The sequence below is a fragment of the Streptomyces sp. NPDC004788 genome (genome assembly GCF_053601115.1).
Map to the genome: position 1 here is coordinate 13,715 of NZ_JBSGBF010000090.1, position 18,903 is coordinate 32,617.

Sequence of the window (18,903 nt, forward strand, 5' to 3'; positions counted from 1 at the left end):
CGTGCTCCTCGGTCACGACCGGTCACGACCGGCTGCTGGAGGTTGTACGTCCGGCTGTACGTCTTGCGGTGCCTCCGGCCGTACGCCATCGAGCCGCGCGCGCAGGGCCGTCGCCCCGGACTCCCAGGCGCGCGTGACGGAGTCGGCGAACCAGTCCTCCAGAAGGACCGTCGCATCGGCTCCGAAGGCGAGATCGGCGGCGAGGTCCGGCTCCTCGGCCAGGAGGGGCGTGACGACCTCGTGGCGGACCAGCTGCTCGTGGACGGCGTCGGCCTCCACGTGCTCGTCGTAGAAGCGGACCGCCGCCTCTCCCGCGCCGACTCGGCGCAGCGCGGCGACGAGACGGGACGCGGCCGGCGAGGAGGTGATCTCGAGGACGGCGAAGTGGCCGACGAGGGCGCCCCGGCGGGAGCGGCGGAGGCCGAACAGCGACATCAGGTTGGCCGTGGCGAGCGCCGGTGCGCCGACCGCCGGCAGGTAGTGGCCGTACGCGGGGTCGAGCCCGAGGTCGGTCAGGAGCTCGCCGTAGAGGCGGGCGTGCATGCGCTCGGCCCGGCCGCAGCCGTACTCGTCGTACTGCACCGTCATCATCCCGGCCTTGGCCCGCCCCTGGAGCCTGGGCACCACCCACAGGTGGGGGTCCGCCTCCCGCAGCTGGTACACCGAGCGCAGTACCGCGTGTTCGCGCAGCTGTTCCAGGGTGCCGTGACGGACCAGGTAGTGGGAGACGCCCCGCCCGTCGTCACGTTCGGTCAGCAGGGACTCGAAGACCTCGGCGGGGTCGGGTGACCGTCCGCACGCGGCGCGCAACGCCGCCTCGAACCGCGCTTCGAGCCGGGCCCGCAGCCCCAGCAGGCCCAGGTCCCACTCGGCGTCGTCGGGCACGCCCGCGAAGCCCCGGTAGTGGAGTTCGTATCCGAGGTGGAGCGCCAGCTGGAGGTCCTCGCCGTACGGGTCGGCGGCCTCGGCGACCCGGGCGCCGGGCAGTGCGCCGGCCCGGCCGCGGAGGCGGTCGATGACGGCCTCCGACAACTCCCCGCGGGGCGGGGGCAGTTCCGGACCGCCGGCCTGGCGGCCGTGCTCCGTCCTACGGCTCGGGGCTGTCGTCGTCACGGCGCGGCCTCCTCGTGTCGGGTCCCTGGTGCCGCGCGCGGTGGCGGTGGCTGGTGTCGCAGAACGGCTCCCTGAGGCTGCGCCGGCATCTGCACAGGGCGACCACCGGACGATCGCTGCGGCAGACCGTTCCGTCGGCCAGCACGATCTCCACGGGGCCCTCGACCAGCAGCGGCCCGTCCGCCATGGGAGTGATCCGCGCGGCGGCCCGCGAGGGCAGGGGGTGCGCGGACCCGTCACGGTGTTCTGTGGGTTTCACGACGCACCTCCGCTCGGCGGGAACGATGCCATGGCGGGTGCCCCTTTCGGTCCGGATCATGCTCCGGTGCGCGCTGAGCGCCGAGCCGGGCGCGGGCGCGGGCAGGGCACGCCGGGCACCGGGCGCGTGCGCGCCGTGGGAAGGGGCAGTCGCAGGAGCGAAGAGGGAGTCGCCGACGTCCGCGGACGCGTCCACGGGCGATTCCCGCCGTGCGCAAGACCGCCCCGAGGAGGACACCATGAGCATGGTGCAGGAGTCGATCAGGGTCACTGCCCCGCTGCACGCCGTCTACGGGCAGTGGACACGGTTCGAGGAGTTTCCCCGCTTCATGGACGGTGTCGAGGAGGTCCGCCAGCTCGATGACCGCCTCTGCCACTGGCGCACCCGGGTGGCGGGCGTGGCCCGCGAGTTCGACACGGAGATCGTCGACCAGCTGCCCGACGAGCGCATCTCCTGGCGCACGGTGGGCGACGGCGTGAAGCAGAAGGGTGTCGTGTCCTTCCAGCGCCTCGACGACGCGCACACGCGGGTGAGCCTGGCCATGGAGGTCGAGCCGCAGGGGATCGTCGAGCAGGCCGGTTACGCCCTGGGCTTCGTCGAGGAACGGGTCCGCGGCGACCTGCAGCGCTTCAAGCAGTACGTCGAGGAGAGCGACAGCACCGACAGCGGCTGGCGCGGCCGGCTGCGTCCCGTCGACAGCACGGGCGAGGCACCGCCGTCGGCCGAACCGGAGCCGCCCGAGCGGCCGGGCCCCTACCCGGGCCCGCTCCCGGACGCGCCCGGGGAGTCCCCCGGAGCGCCTCACACCTGAGGGTTCCCTCCGGACCTGAAGGCTCCTGGGCTGCACCTGAGGGCTCCAGGGTTCCCCTCGGACCTGAGGGCTCTAGGGTCCCCCTCGGGCCGGAAGGTGCTGAAGGGCCCGGCACGGGCTGCGCCCGCCCGGGTCGGCCCGCAGAGGCCGGCCCGGGCCCGCGCGGAGTCAGCCCCGTAGCCGGGACAGCGGGCTGGTGCCGGTCCCGGCCCGGCCGACCGTGGCGGCGTCGCGGACCGCGCGGATCACCACCAGCTCCTCGACGCGCGTTCCCCGCGCGACCAGGCCACGCCGCTCGAACCAGTCGGCGCGCGCCTCCATCACCGGGCCGAAGGGCTGGACGCGCCGGGTGACGACCCGGGCGCGCAGCCCCGCCGCGCGCAGGGCGGCCAGGCTGGCGCCGATTCCGCTGAGCGAGGACTGGACGAGGAGCAGCACGCCGCCGGGGGCGAGGAGCGTCGGGGCGATGCGGCAGATCCGGTCGAGCAGCAGCCGCCCGTCCGGCCCGGCGTCCCAGGCCCGGCGCCGACCGCGGGCGGGCACATCCGGCGCCGCGGCGGGCACGTACGGCGGGTTGACGGTGACGAGGTCGAAGCGCTCGCCGGACACCGGCACGGCGAGGTCCCCGGTCAGGACGCGGACGTGGCAGCCGTGCAGCAGAGCGTTGGACCGGGCCGCCGCGGCCGCGGACCGCGAGATGTCGGACGCGGTCGCCTCGGCTCCGCGGCGGGCCGCGGCGACGGCGAGGATCCCGGTGCCGGTGCACAGGTCGAGGGTGCGCGCGCCGGGCTTCAGGGGTTCACGGGCGAGGCTTCGCAGGAGCAGGACCGTGTCGCCCTGGGGGGCGTAGACACCGGGCGGTCTGATCATTCCCATGGTGCTCATTCCTCGCGGGTGCCCGTGTCCCGCGCCCGCACACACCCCCGGACGCGCGCACGCACGACAGGCTGGTGCGGTGGCTTCGGTATCAGCTGGCCACGGTGAGCCCGGCGAGCGCGTCCACCACGTCGGTGAGCCGGCCCTGCCGGCGGAAGGCGGTGCGCTGGCGGGTCGCCCCGCCGCCGTGCGCCTGGACGCGGCGCCACTGACGCAGCACGCGCTCCGTGTCCCCGGCGGCGTCGAGCGCGGGGCGGGTCCGGCGCAGCAGCCCCTCGACCAGGTCGGTGGCGGGCCGCTCCCGGCCCGTGCACGGGTCGATGCCGTAGCCGGACAGCCCGTGCCAGGCGGCGAGTTCGTGCGCCAGCAGGAGCCGGCGGAGCGGGACGCGCGGCACGGGCCGGCCTTCGGCCTCCTCCGCCAGCAGGACGGTCGCGAGGGCCCGGACGAGTGCGGCGAGCATGACCACGGTCCCCACGTCGGCGTTGGCGTCGCCGACACGGATCTCCAGCGTGGGCACGTGCTCCGACGGCCGGGCGTGCCAGTACAGCATGCGCCGGTCCATCAGCGTGCCGGTACGCACCAACTCGGCCACGTGGGAGAGGTAGCCGGCCTCGTCGAGGTCAGGCGCGGGGCCGACGGTGGGCCAGCTCGCGTACTCGACGGAGCGCCAGCTGTCGAAGCCGGTGTCACGGCGGCGCGCGAAGGGCGAGTTGGACATGAGGGCCTGCAGGACGGGCAGCCACGGGGCCATGCGCCGGGACAGGGCGAGCGCGAGGTCGCGGTCGAGCGTCCCCACGTGGACGTGACAGCCGCACACCAGGCCGTCGACCGGACTGAACCGGGTGGCGAAGCGGCGGGCCATCTGCTGGTAGCGGTCGGTGTCGGTCACGGTCAGCGGGGCCTCCGGCGGCACCACGGAGGTGCCGCTCGCGACGGGCAGACAGTTCTCCGTCCGGGCGGCCTCGGTGACCACCCCCCGCAGCCAGACCAGCTCTTCGCGCAGATCGCGGCACGAGGCCGTGGGTTGGGACGTGGTCTCGATCTGCGCGTTGAAGAACTCCTTCTGCACCTGCTCGCCGAGTACCTCGGCGGCGGCGGCGATCACCCGTGGCGCACGCCCGACCGCGGCTCGGCTGGACCGGTCCACGAGGACGAACTCCTCCTCGACCCCCATCGTCAGGATCTTCATGGCCTACTCCTCGCTTCGGTGCCGCGACTACCCGGCCGTGCCCCGTTCACCCCTGCACTTCGGCGGTGCGGGCGGGCTCGGGCCGCGTCCAGGTCGCGGCCGGGTGGCGCCGGTGTAGATATCCGGATGTGTCGGCATTCCGGAACAGGGCAGACGCTGCCAGCAGGAGGGCAGGAAGCAGAAAGGACAGGAAAGGAGAGTGCCATGGCGGTTCTGATCGCGGTCCTGATCCTGGCGCTGATACTGGGCGGAGCGGGTTTCGCCGTGCACGTCCTGTGGTGGATCGCCCTGGCGGTCCTCGTGCTGTGGGTCCTCGGTTTCTTCGTGCACGGCGCGGCGGGAGGCCGCCGCTGGTACGGGTGGTGAACAGATCGTCGGCTCGGACGCCGAGTGCGCATCGGGCTCAGCCCGGCGCACCCGGGCCGGGCCGATCCGAGCGGAGGAGGGACGCCATGGCCACCGCCGACAAGAAGGACACGCAACGGCAGAGCGACGACACCCCGCAGGTGGACGAGGCGACGCGGGAGCGGTCCTCGAGGCAGCGGAACATCACCTCGCCGACGCCACCGGACGTCCGGGCCAAGGCCGACGAGGACGACGACGACCGCCGCGGCACGCGGGCGGCAGAAGACAGGCGGGCCCCGTGACCGCCGCCCCCGTAGAGTGACCGCCGGCCCCGCAGACGTACATCCGCCCTCACACACGATGTGAGGGCGGATGTACGTTGCGGGGCCGGACAACCGTCACGGCAGCGGGGTCCCGCCGGTCGCGTTGAGGATCTCGCCCGTGATGTACGAGGCCTGCGGGGAGGCCAGGAAGACATAGGCGGGGGCCATCTCGGCGGGCTGGGCGGCGCGCCCCAGCGGGGACTGCTCGCCGAAGTGCGCGACCTTCTCCTCGCCCATGGTGGCCGGGATCAGCGGCGTCCACACCGGCCCCGGTGCCACCGCGTTGACCCGGATACCCTCCGGCGCGAGCTGCTGGGCCAGGCCGTGCGTGAAGGCCACGATCGCCGCCTTCGTCATCGCGTAGTCCAGCAGGTGCGGGCTGGGCTTGTACGCCTGCACCGAGGCGCTGTTGATGATCGCGGCGCCGGGCCGCAGGTGCGCCAGCGCGGCACGGGTCAGCCAGAACATCCCGTACAGGTTGGTGCGCATCACCCGGTCGAACTGCTCGTCGCTGATCGCGGCGAGCCCGTCGGGCTGGGACATCTGGTAGGCGGCGTTGTTCACCAGCACGTCCAGGCCCCCGAGATCGGCGACGCAGCGGTCCACCAGATCCGTGCAGAACGCCCCGTCGCGCAGGTCGCCGGCCATGGGCAGGGCGCGCCGTCCGGCGTCCTCGATCAGGGCGGCGGTGGTGTCGGCGTCGTCCTGCTCCTCGGGCAGGTGGCAGAACGCCACGTCGGCGCCCTCGCGGGCGAAGGCCACGGCGACGGCCCGGCCGATCCCGGAGTCCGCTCCGGTGATGAGCGCGACCCGGTCCCTCAGGCGGCCGGCTCCCCGGTAGGAGTCCTCACCGTGGTCGGGCTCGGGCCGCATCCGCTCCCCGCTGCCCGGGTACGGCTGGGACTGCTCAGGCTGCGGCGGTTCGGGACGGCGCGCTCCCGGATCCCGCGACGTGTCATGGTCGCTCGTCACCATGGACCCTCCACTCACTCACTCACTCAAGCTCACTCACTCAAGCTCACTCACTCGGTCGCGCGCTCGCGCCCGGCGGCGCCGCCCGCGCCGGACTCCGCCGTTTCCCGGTCGACCCCGGTGCTCAGCAGCCGTTGGAAGAAGGAGCGGTACCGGCGCAGGGCCGTCCGAAGGCTCTCGGTGTCGACGTCCTCACCCTTCCGCCACTGCCCTTCGAGGGACCTGCGGTGGTCGGCGAAGGTGGCGGCCAGCTTCTGCATCACGTCCGCCACGAGGGTGTCGGCCTCGTGCACGGCCTGGCGCGGGTCGTCCACGAACATGCTCTGCAGTTCGTGCCAGCGCGTACGGAAGCTCTCCTCGTCCCCGGGACCCATCAGCCGCGGCGACTCGTCGGCCGAGCCGTCCCCCTCGGCGGCCGTGGCAGAACCGCTCTCCGTGCCGCTGTCCCTGTCTCCCTCACCTTCCCGGCCGGAGAGGCCCGGGCCGCCGGTGTCGATGGCTTCCCCGGGGTACGTGGGTGCCGCGTCGGTGCCTCGGGCCCCCTGCCCGTACCGGGGCCGCCTTCGCGCTCGGACGAGCGGGCGATGTCGTCGGTCGACAGGCTGCTGCTGTCCGACCGTTCGGGTGTGTCGTTGTCGTGCATGGCGGAGTCCGCCTCTCAGGACCGGCCGGAGCCCGGCCGGTTGCCGTCGGAGAGCAGCTCGTCGAAGAGGACCCGGTAGTGGATCATCGCTCCGCGCAGCTGCTCGGTGGTGGCCCGGTGGTCCGAGCTGAGCCGGTTGACCTCGTGCGCCGCGCGGTAGTGCTCCAGGGTGCGGCCGTGCTCGACCGACAGGTCCCTGGCCCGCTGCTCGAAGTCGTCCGTGGGATAGCCGCGCTCGTGCATGAGGGCGGTCACCAGCCGGTCCGCGTCGTGGACCGCCGACTCGGGGCGGTCGACGAACTGCTCCTGCACCCCGCGCCATTCCTGGGCGTAACGGTCCCTCACGCCGGGGTCGAGTGGCCGGATGTCGAGGGATTCATGACGCTTCTCACGGCTGCCGAGGTCGTGCTCGGCCGCCCGGCGGCTGCCCGCCTCGTCGACCGTGCGGTCGTACTCGGAGCCGAAGCGCTCCCGCAGCCGGCGCCGTCTGCGCCGGTCCAGGGCGATCGCTACAGCGACCAGGACGATCACCACCGCGATCGGGATGACGATGGCCAGAAGTGTTCCTGTGGACATGACCCGGCCCCCTTGGCTGTGACGGGCTCTGCCTCCCGCGGTTGCCCACCGACCGAAAGGCGAAACGGTCCTCACCGCCCGGGCGCCGGAGGCGCCGGGCGTCGCCGCAGCGGCCTCAGTGGGCCGCCGCGCCGAACTCGGCGTGCTGCGTGCGCAGCGCGAAGTCGGCCTCTCCCGCGGGTGGGTTGCCGAGGAACCGGCGGCGGGTCTCTGCGCTGGCCTCCCGCATCAGCGCCCGGAACTCGTCGTCCGTGAGCCTGTGTCGGACCCGGCCGGCCCTGTGGCCGGCCCTTCGCTTCTTCGTGTGCGTGCGCATGATGGTTGCTTCCCCCTTCCCGTTCTCGCACGGCGGCTACCCGGGCCGCGCCGGAACAGACATCGCGGCCATCGCCGGCCGGATCGCTCCGACCGCGACGCGTCCGGGCCGAGGTGGCGAACCTGGCGGCACGGCACCGGCACTCGCGCTCGCACCGACGCTCGGACGCCGTTTCGGGTGCCGCCACCGGGTTACACGCGGGGCATGAAGAGCATTCCGAGTCCCCTGCGGTCGGCCCTTCCCTCCGATGACGGGCCCGGCCGCGTGCTGAGGGCGATGGACCGGCTGGAGGACTCCGCGTGGGCCGACGGCCTCGCCGACGCCCTGCGCGGAGCCGTACGGGCGCTGCCGCTCGGCCCGGCGCGCGACGCCCTGCACGGCCGGTGGCTGGGCCACCCCGTACATCCCCTTCTCGTGCAGTTCCCGCTCGGGGCCTGGCTGTCGGCCGCCGTGCTCGACCTCGTCCCGGGCGGTCACCGCGCGGCGCGGGTGCTCGTCGGCGCGGGGCTCGCCGGGGCGGGGCCGGCGGCCGTCGCCGGCTGGGTCGACTGGGCCGAGATGCGGCGCCCGCAGCTCCGCGTCGGACTCGTGCACGCCGCGGCCAACATCACGGGCGTGGTCTGCTACGCCGTGTCCCTCACGGCCAGGTGTCGCGGGCACCACTGGCGCGGCCGGCTCTGGGGCTTCGGCGGGCTCACCGCGGTCGGGGTGGGCGGCGCCATCGGAGGGCACCTCGCGTACCGGCAGGCCGCCGGGGCCAACCACGCCGAGCAGGTCTCCGCCCTCGCCCCGGCCGACTGGCACCCGGTCGCGGCTCTGGCCGACCTTCCGGTCGGTCGGCTGCGCCGCGGGCACGTCGGCGAGGTGGCGGTGGTCGTCGTCCGCGTGGCCGACGGCACGGCGCGTGTGCTGGCGGAACGGTGCAGTCACATGGCGGGCCCGCTGGCCGACGGCGAGGTCGTCGACGGCTGCCTGGTCTGTCCCTGGCACGGCAGCACCTTCCGTCTCGAAGACGGCTGGAACGTCACCGGCCCGGCCACGGCCCCGCAGCCCGTCTTCGACACACGGATCGTCGACGGCCGCGTGGAGGCCCGTCTCCGCGCCCGAGGCCGGTCCTCTCCGTCTACGGGTCGCGGTCGGTCCGCACCCTGAGTCGTCGGGCACCACGCGAGACGCATACGTTGAGCGACAGCCGATCTCCGCGGCGGCCACCCGGCCGCCGCTTCGCTGCCCCGACCGTGCGTGCCGCGGTGCGCATGCCACCCACCGAAAGGCTTGTCATGTCTCAGACCGAGGACCAGTCCCAGACCGAGGCCCAGGCCGAGGCTCAGACCAAGGCTCAGACCGGGAACGAGGCTCCGACCGAGGCCCCGACCGAGGGCCAGGCGCAGGCCCGGCAGGACGCCGCCGCCCCCGTCGTCCGCCGCAACGACGCCCGGCACCGCTACGAGATCCTCGTCGACGGCAAGCGGGCCGGACTGACGGCGTACCGCGACCGCGAGGACCGCAGGGTCTTCTTCCACACGGAGACCGACGACGCCTACGCGGGCCGCGGCCTCGCCTCGATCCTGGTCGAGCAGGCCCTGAACGACGTCCGGGCCGCAGGCATGCGGATCGTGCCGGTCTGTCCGTATGTGGCGAAGTTCCTCAAGAAGCACACCGAGTTCGCGGACATCACCGACCCGGTGACCCCCGAGGTGCTCCAGTGGCTGGAGGGCCGACTGGCGCGCTGATTCCGGGGCTCCGGTGTGATCTTGCGGAAAGCCGTTGCAAGATCTTGCGACCCGCTGGGGCCGCTGCTTGACTGCCCGCATGAGCGAACCCGGCACCGGCACCGACCTCGACCCCGGCCTCGACGTCGACGACAGCGACGACATCGACGTCCTCGTCCTCGGCGGGGCGGGGGTCGACACGATCGTGTACGTCCCCGAGCTGCCGGTGCCGCTCGCGGACAGCCACATGATCCGGCCCGGGATCCAGACCCGGGCGGGGCAGACCGGCGACTTCGTCGCCCTCGGGCTGCACCGCTTGGGCCTGCGCACCCACCACCTCGACATGCTCGGCGCCGACCCCGAGGGCGAACTCGTCCGCGCCTTCCACCGCGACCAGGGCATCCCGCTCACCGAGGTCCACCAGCCCGCCGGCACCAAGCGGGCCGTCAACCTCGTCGACCCCGACGGACGCCGGCTCTCCCTCTACGACGCCACGCGCGGCCACGAGGCCGACCGGCTGCCCCCGGAGACCGTCAAGGCCCTGGCCGCCCGGAGCGGTCACGCCCATGTCTCCCTCACCCAGCCCTGCGCCCACGCCCTGCCCCTGCTGCACGACGCGGGCGTGACCCTCTCGACCGACCTGCACGACTGGGACGGCCGCGACGACTACCACCGGCCCTTCGCGTACGAGGCCGACGTCGTCTTCCTCTCCGCCGCCGCCCTCGACGACCCGGAACGCACCCTCCGGCACATCGCCGAGCACGGCCGCGCCTCCGTGGTCGTCGCCACCGCCGGGGCGGCCGGGGCCCACCTGCTGACCGGCGCGGGCGCGGAGCCGGTCCACATCCCCGCCGTCACCCCGCCCGCACCCGTCGTCGACAGCAACGGCGCCGGGGACGCCTTCGCCGCCGGCTTCCTGTACGCCTGGCTCTCCGGCGCGCCCGTCCGCACCTGCGCCCTGTACGGCGCCGTGGCCGGCGCGTACGCCTGCACCGTGCCCGCGACCCGCACCGACGCCATCGGGCGCGACGCGCTCCTCGCGGGCGTGGCGGGGCTCGCGTAGGGGCGCTCGCGCCCCCGATCCGCGATGTCACCGGCTCAGGGCGGCCGCGGGCGCGGTGTGCCCCGCCATGGTCAGGGACACGCCCCGGGACATGTCAGGATCGAGGGATGACAGAGAAGATCATCGCGGCGTGCGACGGCGCCTCCAAGGGCAACCCCGGGCCCGCGGCCTGGGCCTGGGTCATCGGCGACGAGGACGGCGGAGTCGCGCACTGGGAGGCCGGCCCGCTCGGCACGGCGACCAACAACGTGGCCGAACTCACCGCGCTCCTCCGCCTCCTGGAGCGCCTCGACCCCGCCGTGCCCGCCGAGGTGCGGATGGACTCGCAGTACGCGATGAAGGCCGTCACCACCTGGCTTCCCGGCTGGCGCCGCAAGGGCTGGAAGACCGCCGCCGGCACGCCCGTGGCCAACAAGGAGCTGGTGGTCCGGATCGACGAGCTGCTCGCCGACCGGCGCGTCGAGTTCGTCTACACGCCCGCCCACCAGGTCGACGGCGACCCGCTCAACGACGCCGCGGACCGCGCCGCCAGCCACACCGCGCGCAGCCAGGAGCCCGCCGGATCCGCCGCCGGCTCGCCGCTGCCCCCGCCCGAGCCGGGCTCCGCGCGCCCCGCCGGTGCCAAGCGCGCCCCCCGGCGCGCCAACGCCTCCGGTGGCGCCGCCACCCGCCGTACCGGCTCCGGCACGTCCGCCCCCACCCTCAAGGCCCGTTTCCCCGGCAGGTGCCGCTGCGGACAGCCGTACGAGAAGGGCGCGACGATCACGAAGAACGCGACCGGCTGGGGCCATCCGACCTGCGCGGACGCCGCTTCCTAGGGCCTCGGGCAGGGCCTCGCGGCGGCCGTGCTGGGCCGAACGGGGGATAGGGGTAAACCGGACATTCACCCAGCTGTGAGCCCGGGTTCGTGTGGGGTTCTGTTCTCGGAGCGCTCGGGGCTGCATACTGTTCCTCCCCGCACCGGTGACGAACCGTTTCCCTTGCCTTTTTGCCATTTCGGCGAAGGGGGCGGCACCATGCGGGAACCCCTCCCTTTCATCCTCGCCGCGATCCGGCGTGCGATGACCCCTGCCCTTGGAAAGACCCGAGGTTCCGTGCCAGTACCTGTAGTCCTTGCCGGGCGCACCGTGCGCCTGGAACCGCTGGCCATGCGCCACGCCGAGGGCATCGCCTGGGCGGGCGCACTGGATCGTGCGGCCTATGCCTACACCGCCGTGCCCCACGGCCTTGATGCTTCCTGCGACTACATCGCCCGCGCCCTCGAGGAACAGGCGGCGGGTCGGTCGCTGGCCTTCGCCCTGGTGAACCCACGGAACGGGCGAGTGCTCGGGTCGACCCGCTTCCTGGAACTCGACTACTGGCGCGGTCCCCTGGTGTGGCCGCCGACCACCGGCGTGCCGCACGGGGACCCGCTCACGGCGGTGCCCGACGCCGCCGAGATCGGCAACACCTGGATCTCCAGCGAGGCGCGCGGCACCGGCGTCAACACCGAGGCCAAGTACCTCATGCTGCGCCACGCGTTCGAGACCTGGGGCGTCCGCCGCATCTCCATGCGCGCCGACGCCCGCAACACCCGCTCCCGGGTCGCCATCGAACGCCTCGGCGCCACCTGCGAGGGCGTCCGCCGGGCCCACTCGCGCGGCCTGGACGGAGTCGTCCGCGACACGGCCTTCTACTCCATCCTCGACGAGGAGTGGTCCGCCGTCCGCAGCATCATCGAACTCCGCCTCCCGGGCATGCGCCCGCCGGCGCCGCTCCCGAATCCGTTCCCGGGCGGCACGCACGAGCACGGAGGCGCGGGCGAGCTGCTGCCGGCCTGAGCGACACCGCACCGCGGGCGGGTCCCCGGCCGGGCCCGCCCGCGGCGGGGCAAGGCATGCCCCGCGGCTGCGCCCGCTCCGCCGCCGGCGTGGCGCTCGCCGCGCGGGCGGCGGTGTCCGCCGGCGGCCGTGCCGCTTCGCCCGGCCGTGCGCCGGCATCCCGTCCGGGCGGACCGAGCGTGCCCGCTCCTCACACCCGAAGCCTCCGCGGCACTCCCGTCCGCGGCCCCGGTGGGCGGGCGCACGAGGCCGGGGGCGGGGGCGGCGGCGGGGCGGGGGCGAGGACGTCGTCGAGGGCGGTGAGGCGGATCAGACGGAGGATCGTCGGCTGGTCGCAGATCAGGTGCCAGGCCGCGCCGCGTGCGCGGACGCGCTGGGCGCAGCGGACCAGGAGCCCGAGGCCCGACGCGTCGCAGAACGTGAGGTGGCGCAGGTCGACGGTGAGCGCCGGCGCTTCGCGGGTCAGGACGTCGAGTTCGGGTCGGACGCGTTGCACCAGGACCAGGTCGAGCTCGCCGTACAGCTCGACCGTGGTCCGGCCCTCGCTCGACCGGACGGCCAGGTTCGGATCGCCGCGTCGGATCAGATGCATGGACACGCTCCACTGGATCGGCCCCCGTTCGTCGAGGTTCCCGGCCCTTACGCAGGCAGACACGTTTCTCCACATCCGGCATCACCCGAAGAGGTGAAAACGAGGCATTTCCGCCCCGGCGGTAGGGGGCGTGCCGGTCAGGACGCCGGCGCCGGCGGCACGATCGCGACCGGGCAGGCCGCGTGGTGCAGCACGGCATGCGCGACCGAGCCGACGAGCAGGGTCTCGACGTGGTGCCTGCGATGCCGGCCCACGACGAGGAGGCCCGCTTCCTGGGAGTCGTCCACGAGGCGTCCGGCCGCGTCGGCCGGAGTGACGGCCGGGACCACCTCGACCCCCGGATAGCGCTCGGCGAACGGCCGCAGCCGCTCCTCCTGGTGCCGGCTCGTCGTCTCGACGAGCTCTGGCGTCTCGTCGGGCATCGGCGGCGGCACCTGCAGGGCCGGAGCGGGAGCGCCGATGAGCAGGGCGGGGGAGGGCGGTACGGGGTAGGCGGTCACCACCTCCAGTGCCACCCCGCGCCGCCGCGCCGCCCGGAACGCGAAGTCGACGACCTCGTCCGCGGTCTCCTCGGGATGCAGTCCGAGCAGCACCCGGCCCGCCTGCGCCCCGGTGTCCAGGGACGCGGCCCTGGCCTCGTGGGGTACGACGACCAGCGGGCACGGCGCCGAGGCGGCGAGCGCGCGGCTGGTGGACCCGATCAGCAGGCTCTTGAAGCCGCCTCGCCCGCGCGAGCCGACCACCAGGAGCTGGGCGCCCGCCGCGGCCCTGACCAGGGCGTCGACGACGGAGCCGTCCAGCGACTCGTATCGCACGTCGAGCCCCTCGGCCCGTGGCCCGACCTCCTTTGCCAGCGCGTCCACCACGGTGTCGGGGATCTCCGGCGCCGGGCCGAGCGACGCGATCCGGGCGCTGCCGAGCTGCAGCGCCTCGGGGCGGACATGGGCGACGGTGAGCGGGGCGCCCAGGCTCCGCGCGGTGTGCAGGGCCCACTCCAGGGCCCGCAGGCTGTGCTCGGAACCGTCGACACCCACCACCACAGCTGACTGTTCACTCATGCTTCGCACTCATATCGGCATCAACCTGCCGATAACGGGTGACACGCCGAGGGGTGCTGGTCTGACCCCCCCCGCGCCCCTCGGCGCCTCCCGTCCGAGCAGTGGTACGAGTTGTCCAGCGAGCTGTGGTCCGAGCAGCCGACCGTGCCGCGCCGAGGTGGCTCAGCGCGACAGCCGACGGCGGGCCCGCGCCGCCGCGACCAGCTCCGGTACGGTTCCCAGCTTGACCCGCGGGCGGCCGCTCTCCTCGCCGCGGGCCCGTTCGGCGCGCTCGATGGCGGCGAGACCCCGCGCGTCGACCACGTGCCGGGCGCGACCCCGTACCAGCCGGTCGAAGGCGCGGGCGCCGCCGGTGGGCGCGGGCAGGGAGCCGGCGACGGCGTCGGCCAGGAGCGTGCCCACGGTCTCCGCCGCGCAGGTGCGGTTGGCGCCGATACCGCCGGACGGGCCGCGCTTGATCCAGCCGACGACATAGGCGCCGGGCCGGCCCTCGACCCGCCCACCGGCGTGCGGGACCGTGCCGGCCGCCTCGTCGAAGGGCAGCCCGGCCACCGGGCGTCCGCGATAGCCGACCGCACGCAGCACCATGCCGGCCGGGACGGTGACCGGACCGCCCTCGCCCGTCACCCGCACGGCGCCGGCCTCGATCTCCTCGGGGGCCGAGTGGAAGCGGAACACGATCCGCCGCTCGGCACCCCCGGCCCCCGGCCGCCCGCTCCAGTCCACCCGCTCACGGACCGCGCCCCACAGCGGCGCCGCCTTGTCCCGCGGCCCGGCGGCGTCGATCGCGGCCCCGATCCGCGGGTCGTGGTCGTCCACGACGAGGCGGACGTCCGGCAGTCGTCCGAGGGCGAGGAGTTCGGGCGCCGTACAGGAGGCGTCCTCGGGGCCGCGCCGCGCGAGCAGCACCACCTCGCGTACGGCGGAGGCCCGCAGCGCGGCCAGCGCGTGGTCCGCGATGTCCGTCGCGGCAAGGGCGTCCGGGTCGGTGACGAGGATGCGGGCGACGTCCAGGGCGACGTTGCCGGTGCCGACCACGACCACCCGCTCGGTCTCCGACAGGTCGATCGCGTCCGGCGCGACCTCGGGGTGCGCGTTGTACCAGGCGACGAAGTCCGTCGCCGCGACGCTGCACGGCAGTTCCTCGCCCGGCACGCCGAGCCGCCGGTCGCCGGCCGCGCCGACCGCGTACACCACGGCGTCGTGGTGCGCGGCCAGTTCCGCCGCCGTGAGGTCCGTACCGACGTCGACGCCCAGGTACATCCGGACCCGCGGATGGGTGTGGAAGCGGGCGAAGGTGTCGCCGATGCGCTTGGTCGCGGGATGGTCGGGCGCCACGCCGTACCGGACCAGTCCGCCCGCCACCGGCAGCCGGTCGACCAGGGTCACCTCGGCGTCGGTGTGCAGCAGCAGGTCCTCGGCGGCGTACATGCCGGCCGGGCCCGTGCCGACGACCGCGACCCGGATCGGCGCGAAGTCGGCGGGCAGGCTCCGCTCGAACGACGGCGCGCCCCAGGCGTGGAACGTCGGCACGCCCTCGGGCACCGGGCGCGGCGCGCGCTCCTCGTAGAAGGCCGCGTTGACCGCCGCGTACTCCTCCTGCCCGGCGGCCGCCAGGGCGTCGGCCGGGAAGATCGCGTCGACCGGGCAGGCGTCGGCGCAGGCGCCGCAGTCGATGCAGGACCCGGGGTCGATGTAGAGCATCTCGGTACGGCCGAAGTCCGGCTCGTCGGGCGTCGGATGGATGCAGTTGACGGGGCAGACGGCGATGCACGTGGCGTCGTTGCAGCAGGTCTGGGTGATGGCGTAGGTCATGTCGTCGTCAGCTCGCGGGGCTCCGGGACGGATGGTTGCGGATGGCTCGGATGAGGGGCGGACTCGGATGAGGCACGGAGTGGACTCATATGAGGTGCGGACTCATGTGAGGTGCGGTCATATGAGGTGCGCGCGCCTGTAGACGGCGGTCGCCGGCCGGGTGAGCAGCCGCGCCGAGGACAGGAACTCCATCAGGCCCGCGCAGCTCGACCGCATCAGCGACTTGTGGTGCTCGTTGGCCTTCGCCTCGGCGAGCGCCCGCTCGACGTCGAGACCGGCGTTCGCGTACACCTCCCGGCTGACCATGCTGGTGACGATGAAGTACGAGGCGAGGGAGACGACGAGCGCCTGGACATGACGGCGCACGGGGCCGGCCTTGCGCAGCCGGGCGCGGGTCTCCTCGCGGGCGAACCTCATGTGCCGGGACTCCTCGACGACATGGATGTTGTTGATGGTCCGGATGAAGGGCGCCACCCGCTCGTCGCGCATCCAGTCGCGCTGCATGACGTCGAGGACCTCCTCGGCGACGAGGATCGAGGCGTACGCGGCCTCGCCGACGGCCAGGGTCTTGAACGCGCGCCCGAGTTCGACGACCCAGCGCGCCGGGCGGTAGGCGGGGGCGCGCAGCTTGGCCGCGCCCCGCCCGAACATGATCGAGTGCCGGCACTCGTCGGCGATCTCCGTCAGCGCCCACTGGAACCGCGGGTCGGTCGGGTCCTTCGCGTACATGTCGCGCAGCACCATCTGCTGCAGGATCATCTCGAACCAGATGCCCGTGCTGGCCACGCACGCGGACTCCTGCCGGGTCAGCTCCTTGCGCTGGGCCTCGGTCAGTTCCTGCCAGTAGCGGGTGCCGTAGAGGGTGCTCCACTCCGGGCTCATCCCGTGGTGGTCCTCGTCGAGCGGGGTGTCCCAGTCCACCTCGGTGGCGGGGTCGTAGGAGAGCTTGGCGGAGGACTCGAGGAGGCGGCGGGCCGCCTCGCGCTCGGGCTGCTTCTGGTCCTGGGCCTGGTCCGCCGGCTGGACGGTGGTGTTGGCCATGGTGCGGCTCCTTGAAACCCTCGGGACGGGATCGGTCGCGTTTCCGGCGCTTGTTAGACGCGGTGTCTAGCAAGCCGTTGGTCGGAAGGTATAGCAAGACGAGCCGCACGCCTACCCGTCGGTACCGAATTCGTTGCCGCGCATCCCGGAGCGGGAGATGATCCGTCCATGATCGACACGAACGACACCATCGACCACGGCGGCGAGAACGCCGAGGAGCGGGCCGCGATCGTCGCGGCCGTGGACGGCGAACTGCGGCTGCTGGACCCCGACGTCCGGGTGTCGGCCGAGGCCCCCCGACTGTTCGACCCCGAGTTCGTCGAGGTCGGTGCCTCGGGGCGGCGCTGGACGTACGAGGAGATGCTCGCGGCCCTGCCCACACTGCACGGCACGGGCGCGGACAGCCCGCGCATCGAGGCCTCCGGCATGCGCGGGGTCCTCCTCGCCCCTCACCTCGTCCATCTGACGTACGAGACCGAGATCGCCGGCCGCCGGGCGCGTCGCAGCTCGATCTGGCGCAAGGGCGGGGGCGATACCGGCTGGCGGCTCTACTACCACCAGGGAACCCCGGTGAGCGGGGTCTGAACGCCCGTGCTTTCATGAGGCGTTCACAACGGGGAGTGGGGGCAGGCGTGTCGGGTGACGGTGGGCTGCTGACGGAGCGGTTCGAGCGGGACCGGGGGCATCTGCGTGCGGTGGCCTACCGGATGCTCGGTTCGCTGGCGGAGGCCGACGACGCCCTGCAGGAGGCATGGCTGCGGGCGAACAGCGCGGGAATCGCGGGTGTCGAGAACCTCGGCGGCTGGCTCACCACCGTGGTGTCCCGGGTCTGCCTCAACATGCTCAGGTCCCGTGACCGGCGTCGTGAGGACTCCCTCGACGACCGGTTCAGCGAACCCGACGCCGGGACGGGCGCCGGAGCCGGCTCCGGCGCGGTCGCCGGCCGGCCCGGCGGCGATCCCGAGGCGGAGGCGCTGATGGCCGACTCCGTCGGCGTCGCCCTGCTCGTCGTCCTCGACACCCTCGCCCCCGCCGAGCGGCTCGCCTTCGTGCTGCACGACATGTTCGCCGTGCCCTTCGAGGACATCGCCCCGATGCTGGACCGCACCCCGGCCGCCGTCCGGCAGCTCGCGAGCCGCGCCCGCCGCCGGGTGAAGGGCGGCGCCGTGGTCGCCGAGGCGGACGCGGTACGGCAGCGGCGCGTCGTCGAGGCGTTCCTGGCCGCGACCCGGGGCGGCGACTTCGAAGCCCTGGTCGCCCTGCTCCACCCGGACGTCGTGCTGCACGCCGATCGCCTGGTCGTCCCGACGCCCGAACCGATCCTCGTCGCCGGCGGCCGGGCCGTCGCCCAGGGCGCCATGGCGGCGATGGGCCGGGCCCGCTTCACCGGCCTCGCCCTGCTGGACGGGAGGGTCGGCCTGGCGATGGCGCCGCTGGGCCGCCTCCGCCTGGTGCTCACCTTCGCGGTGGCGGGCGACGGCCTGATCACCGGGATCGAGGTCGTGGCCGATCCGGAGCGACTCGCCGCGCTGGACTTCGGCGCGCTGGACCCCGGCGCGGCGGGTTTGGGTGCGACGGGTTTCGGTGCGGTCGGCGCGCCAGAACTCGACGGGCCGGAACTCGACGGGTCGGGTTCTGACCGGGTGGCCGCCGACTCGCCAGGCCCTGACCGGGCGGAGCCTGACCGGTCGGAGCTCAGGCCGCCGGAGTGAGCCGCTCGGCGAGGGCGTCGGTGTCGGGGACGAACCAGACCTGGGTGCCCCGGTTGCACTCCCGGACGAAGTCCTGGAGCGCCGAACTCGCCTCCAGGCGGCGGGATATGTCGCCCACGACGACCAGCCCGACCCGGTACTGGGCGAACTTCTGGACGATGTCACCGGCCATTCGCGTCCGCAGCCGGAAGAAGTCGTCCGGGAGCCGCTCCACCGGCACCGCCACCCACGCCGCCCCGCCGTAGGAGCCCTCTCCTATCAGGTCGGTCGCGTCCCGCTCGCCCTGCACGAGCGGGCCGTCGGCCGCGCAGAGCAGCACGGGCGTGCCGTTGATGTCCTGAAAGACGTTCACCGGGTGCCTCCGATCAGTGCGTCGAGAACCTTCAGCAGGTCGGCGGTGGTGTCCAGGTCGCCGAGGATCACGAATTTGAGCGAGTTCCGGTCCTCGTCGAAGACCGTCTCCACCCGCAGTCTGCCGCCGGGGTCCCCCTCGTCGCCGTGCCGTCCGAACACCGTGGCCATGACGGCGTTGGCGAGCCGGTCTGCGGTGTGCCGGTCCACCTCGTCGACCTGCACGATGGTCGACACGTCCGCGCGCGGCCCGAGCCCGCGCCGGGCGAGCGTGGGGCTGAGGCCACGCTGGGTGACGAGCATCAGCGGTACG

22 protein-coding genes and 2 pseudogenes are annotated in these 18,903 nt (G+C 73.9%); 10 read left to right on the forward strand and 14 right to left on the reverse strand.

Annotated features, from left to right (window positions below):
• Positions 1-12: 12 nt before the first annotated feature.
• Positions 13-1,113, reverse strand: a complete 1,101-nt coding sequence (locus ACWEJX_RS29855; RefSeq protein ID WP_451610533.1) for an iron-containing redox enzyme family protein — start codon at positions 1,111-1,113, stop codon at positions 13-15.
• Positions 1,088-1,372, reverse strand: a complete 285-nt coding sequence (locus tag ACWEJX_RS29860) for a CDGSH iron-sulfur domain-containing protein (protein ID WP_451610534.1) — start codon at positions 1,370-1,372, stop codon at positions 1,088-1,090. The genes ACWEJX_RS29855 and ACWEJX_RS29860 overlap by 26 nt, the downstream gene beginning before the upstream one ends.
• 238 nt (positions 1,373-1,610) lie before the next feature.
• Here ACWEJX_RS29860 and ACWEJX_RS29865 point away from each other — a divergent pair, with 238 nt between their 5' ends.
• On the forward strand, positions 1,611-2,183 hold the full coding sequence (locus ACWEJX_RS29865) for an SRPBCC family protein (RefSeq protein WP_451610535.1): 573 nt from the start codon (positions 1,611-1,613) through the stop codon (positions 2,181-2,183).
• 168 nt (positions 2,184-2,351) lie between these two features.
• Here the strand turns inward: ACWEJX_RS29865 and ACWEJX_RS29870 are convergent, their stop codons facing one another.
• Together ACWEJX_RS29870 and ACWEJX_RS29875 are read right to left on the reverse strand one after the other, a co-directional pair.
• Positions 2,352-3,059, reverse strand: coding sequence for a HemK2/MTQ2 family protein methyltransferase (locus ACWEJX_RS29870; RefSeq protein WP_451610536.1), 708 nt, complete (start codon positions 3,057-3,059; stop codon positions 2,352-2,354).
• 91 nt (positions 3,060-3,150) lie between these two features.
• Positions 3,151-4,251: a carboxylate-amine ligase gene (locus ACWEJX_RS29875; RefSeq protein ID WP_451610537.1), complete on the reverse strand. Its 1,101-nt coding sequence runs from the start codon at positions 4,249-4,251 to the stop codon at positions 3,151-3,153.
• Positions 4,252-4,455: 204 nt separating this feature from the next.
• Between ACWEJX_RS29875 and ACWEJX_RS29880 the strand changes: the two genes are divergently transcribed.
• Both ACWEJX_RS29880 and ACWEJX_RS29885 read left to right on the forward strand, forming a co-directional pair.
• Positions 4,456-4,617 (forward strand): hydrophobic protein, encoded by a 162-nt coding sequence (locus tag ACWEJX_RS29880; protein WP_451610538.1) that lies wholly within the window; start codon positions 4,456-4,458, stop codon positions 4,615-4,617.
• A gap of 86 nt (positions 4,618-4,703) precedes the next feature.
• The gene (locus ACWEJX_RS29885; RefSeq protein ID WP_451610539.1) at positions 4,704-4,898 is read left to right on the forward strand and encodes a hypothetical protein; all 195 of its coding nucleotides are present in this window, start codon (positions 4,704-4,706) and stop codon (positions 4,896-4,898) included.
• A 96-nt stretch (positions 4,899-4,994) separates the two neighbouring features.
• Here the strand turns inward: ACWEJX_RS29885 and ACWEJX_RS29890 are convergent, their stop codons facing one another.
• The 4 genes from ACWEJX_RS29890 to ACWEJX_RS29905 form a co-directional block, all read right to left on the reverse strand.
• A complete protein-coding gene (locus ACWEJX_RS29890) occupies positions 4,995-5,894 on the reverse strand; it encodes an SDR family oxidoreductase (RefSeq protein ID WP_451610540.1) in 900 nt (299 codons plus the stop codon).
• 47 nt (positions 5,895-5,941) lie between these two features.
• Positions 5,942-6,265, reverse strand: a complete 324-nt coding sequence (locus ACWEJX_RS29895) for a hypothetical protein (protein WP_451610541.1) — start codon at positions 6,263-6,265, stop codon at positions 5,942-5,944.
• Positions 6,266-6,549: 284 nt separating this feature from the next.
• On the reverse strand, positions 6,550-7,110 hold the full coding sequence (locus tag ACWEJX_RS29900; RefSeq protein ID WP_451610542.1) for a hypothetical protein: 561 nt from the start codon (positions 7,108-7,110) through the stop codon (positions 6,550-6,552).
• A gap of 115 nt (positions 7,111-7,225) precedes the next feature.
• The gene (locus ACWEJX_RS29905) at positions 7,226-7,426 is read right to left on the reverse strand and encodes a hypothetical protein (RefSeq protein WP_451610543.1); all 201 of its coding nucleotides are present in this window, start codon (positions 7,424-7,426) and stop codon (positions 7,226-7,228) included.
• A gap of 204 nt (positions 7,427-7,630) precedes the next feature.
• On the opposite strand from ACWEJX_RS29905, the gene ACWEJX_RS29910 reads away from it, so the two are divergent.
• The 5 genes from ACWEJX_RS29910 (at position 7,631) to ACWEJX_RS29930 (ending at position 12,021) form a co-directional block, all read left to right on the forward strand.
• A complete protein-coding gene (locus ACWEJX_RS29910) occupies positions 7,631-8,578 on the forward strand; it encodes a Rieske 2Fe-2S domain-containing protein (RefSeq protein ID WP_451610544.1) in 948 nt (315 codons plus the stop codon).
• 299 nt (positions 8,579-8,877) lie between these two features.
• Positions 8,878-9,159 carry a GNAT family N-acetyltransferase gene (locus tag ACWEJX_RS29915; RefSeq protein ID WP_451610554.1) on the forward strand — a complete coding sequence of 94 codons (282 nt, stop codon included), beginning with the start codon at positions 8,878-8,880 and terminating at the stop codon, positions 9,157-9,159.
• A 79-nt stretch (positions 9,160-9,238) separates the two neighbouring features.
• Complete coding sequence (locus ACWEJX_RS29920; protein WP_451610545.1) at positions 9,239-10,201, forward strand: PfkB family carbohydrate kinase; 963 nt, start codon at positions 9,239-9,241, stop codon at positions 10,199-10,201.
• Positions 10,202-10,308: 107 nt separating this feature from the next.
• Positions 10,309-11,019, forward strand: a complete 711-nt coding sequence (locus tag ACWEJX_RS29925; protein ID WP_451610546.1) for a ribonuclease H family protein — start codon at positions 10,309-10,311, stop codon at positions 11,017-11,019.
• 276 nt (positions 11,020-11,295) lie between these two features.
• Entirely contained in the window at positions 11,296-12,021 is a 726-nt protein-coding gene (locus tag ACWEJX_RS29930; protein WP_451610547.1) for a GNAT family N-acetyltransferase, read from the forward strand.
• A gap of 190 nt (positions 12,022-12,211) precedes the next feature.
• Here ACWEJX_RS29930 and ACWEJX_RS29935 read toward each other — a convergent pair whose 3' ends face one another.
• From ACWEJX_RS29935 to ACWEJX_RS29950, 4 genes are all read right to left on the reverse strand, one after another.
• Positions 12,212-12,613 carry an STAS domain-containing protein gene (locus ACWEJX_RS29935; RefSeq protein WP_451610548.1) on the reverse strand — a complete coding sequence of 134 codons (402 nt, stop codon included), beginning with the start codon at positions 12,611-12,613 and terminating at the stop codon, positions 12,212-12,214.
• A 137-nt stretch (positions 12,614-12,750) separates the two neighbouring features.
• Positions 12,751-13,671, reverse strand: a complete 921-nt coding sequence (locus tag ACWEJX_RS29940) for a universal stress protein (protein WP_451610549.1) — start codon at positions 13,669-13,671, stop codon at positions 12,751-12,753.
• Between the two features lie 162 nt (positions 13,672-13,833).
• Positions 13,834-15,486, reverse strand: a complete 1,653-nt coding sequence (locus ACWEJX_RS29945; protein WP_451610550.1) for an FAD-dependent oxidoreductase — start codon at positions 15,484-15,486, stop codon at positions 13,834-13,836.
• 117 nt (positions 15,487-15,603) lie between these two features.
• Entirely contained in the window at positions 15,604-16,527 is a 924-nt protein-coding gene (locus ACWEJX_RS29950) for an AurF N-oxygenase family protein (RefSeq protein ID WP_451610551.1), read from the reverse strand.
• 168 nt (positions 16,528-16,695) lie between these two features.
• Here ACWEJX_RS29950 and ACWEJX_RS29955 point away from each other — a divergent pair, with 168 nt between their 5' ends.
• Positions 16,696-17,112, forward strand: a complete 417-nt coding sequence (locus tag ACWEJX_RS29955) for a nuclear transport factor 2 family protein (protein WP_451610552.1) — start codon at positions 16,696-16,698, stop codon at positions 17,110-17,112.
• Between the two features lie 14 nt (positions 17,113-17,126).
• Positions 17,127-18,068, forward strand: a pseudogene (locus ACWEJX_RS29960) (sigma-70 family RNA polymerase sigma factor); the annotation flags it as partial.
• Between the two features lie 154 nt (positions 18,069-18,222).
• Here the strand turns inward: ACWEJX_RS29960 and ACWEJX_RS29965 are convergent.
• Entirely contained in the window at positions 18,223-18,591 is a 369-nt protein-coding gene (locus ACWEJX_RS29965) for a DUF4180 domain-containing protein (RefSeq protein ID WP_451610553.1), read from the reverse strand.
• A pseudogene (locus ACWEJX_RS29970) lies at positions 18,588-18,903 on the reverse strand (helix-turn-helix domain-containing protein); the annotation flags it as partial. The gene ACWEJX_RS29965 and the pseudogene ACWEJX_RS29970, both read right to left, overlap by 4 nt.

Excerpts from the sequence above, each read along its gene's own strand:
- ACWEJX_RS29865 (WP_451610535.1), top strand. The coding sequence starts at position 1,611 with ATGAGCATGGTGCAGGAGTCGATCAGGGTCACTGCCCCGCTGCACGCC.
- ACWEJX_RS29870 (WP_451610536.1), bottom strand. The coding sequence starts at position 3,059 with ATGGGAATGATCAGACCGCCCGGTGTCTACGCCCCCCAGGGCGACACG.
- ACWEJX_RS29875 (WP_451610537.1), bottom strand. The coding sequence starts at position 4,251 with ATGAAGATCCTGACGATGGGGGTCGAGGAGGAGTTCGTCCTCGTGGAC.
- ACWEJX_RS29880 (WP_451610538.1), top strand. The coding sequence starts at position 4,456 with ATGGCGGTTCTGATCGCGGTCCTGATCCTGGCGCTGATACTGGGCGGA.
- ACWEJX_RS29885 (WP_451610539.1), top strand. The coding sequence starts at position 4,704 with ATGGCCACCGCCGACAAGAAGGACACGCAACGGCAGAGCGACGACACC.
- ACWEJX_RS29890 (WP_451610540.1), bottom strand. The coding sequence starts at position 5,894 with ATGGTGACGAGCGACCATGACACGTCGCGGGATCCGGGAGCGCGCCGT.
- ACWEJX_RS29895 (WP_451610541.1), bottom strand. The coding sequence starts at position 6,265 with ATGGGTCCCGGGGACGAGGAGAGCTTCCGTACGCGCTGGCACGAACTG.
- ACWEJX_RS29900 (WP_451610542.1), bottom strand. The coding sequence starts at position 7,110 with ATGTCCACAGGAACACTTCTGGCCATCGTCATCCCGATCGCGGTGGTG.
- ACWEJX_RS29905 (WP_451610543.1), bottom strand. The coding sequence starts at position 7,426 with ATGCGCACGCACACGAAGAAGCGAAGGGCCGGCCACAGGGCCGGCCGG.
- ACWEJX_RS29910 (WP_451610544.1), top strand. The coding sequence starts at position 7,631 with ATGAAGAGCATTCCGAGTCCCCTGCGGTCGGCCCTTCCCTCCGATGAC.
- ACWEJX_RS29920 (WP_451610545.1), top strand. The coding sequence starts at position 9,239 with ATGAGCGAACCCGGCACCGGCACCGACCTCGACCCCGGCCTCGACGTC.
- ACWEJX_RS29925 (WP_451610546.1), top strand. The coding sequence starts at position 10,309 with ATGACAGAGAAGATCATCGCGGCGTGCGACGGCGCCTCCAAGGGCAAC.
- ACWEJX_RS29935 (WP_451610548.1), bottom strand. The coding sequence starts at position 12,613 with ATGCATCTGATCCGACGCGGCGATCCGAACCTGGCCGTCCGGTCGAGC.
- ACWEJX_RS29940 (WP_451610549.1), bottom strand. The coding sequence starts at position 13,671 with ATGAGTGAACAGTCAGCTGTGGTGGTGGGTGTCGACGGTTCCGAGCAC.
- ACWEJX_RS29945 (WP_451610550.1), bottom strand. The coding sequence starts at position 15,486 with ATGACCTACGCCATCACCCAGACCTGCTGCAACGACGCCACGTGCATC.
- ACWEJX_RS29950 (WP_451610551.1), bottom strand. The coding sequence starts at position 16,527 with ATGGCCAACACCACCGTCCAGCCGGCGGACCAGGCCCAGGACCAGAAG.
- ACWEJX_RS29955 (WP_451610552.1), top strand. The coding sequence starts at position 16,696 with ATGATCGACACGAACGACACCATCGACCACGGCGGCGAGAACGCCGAG.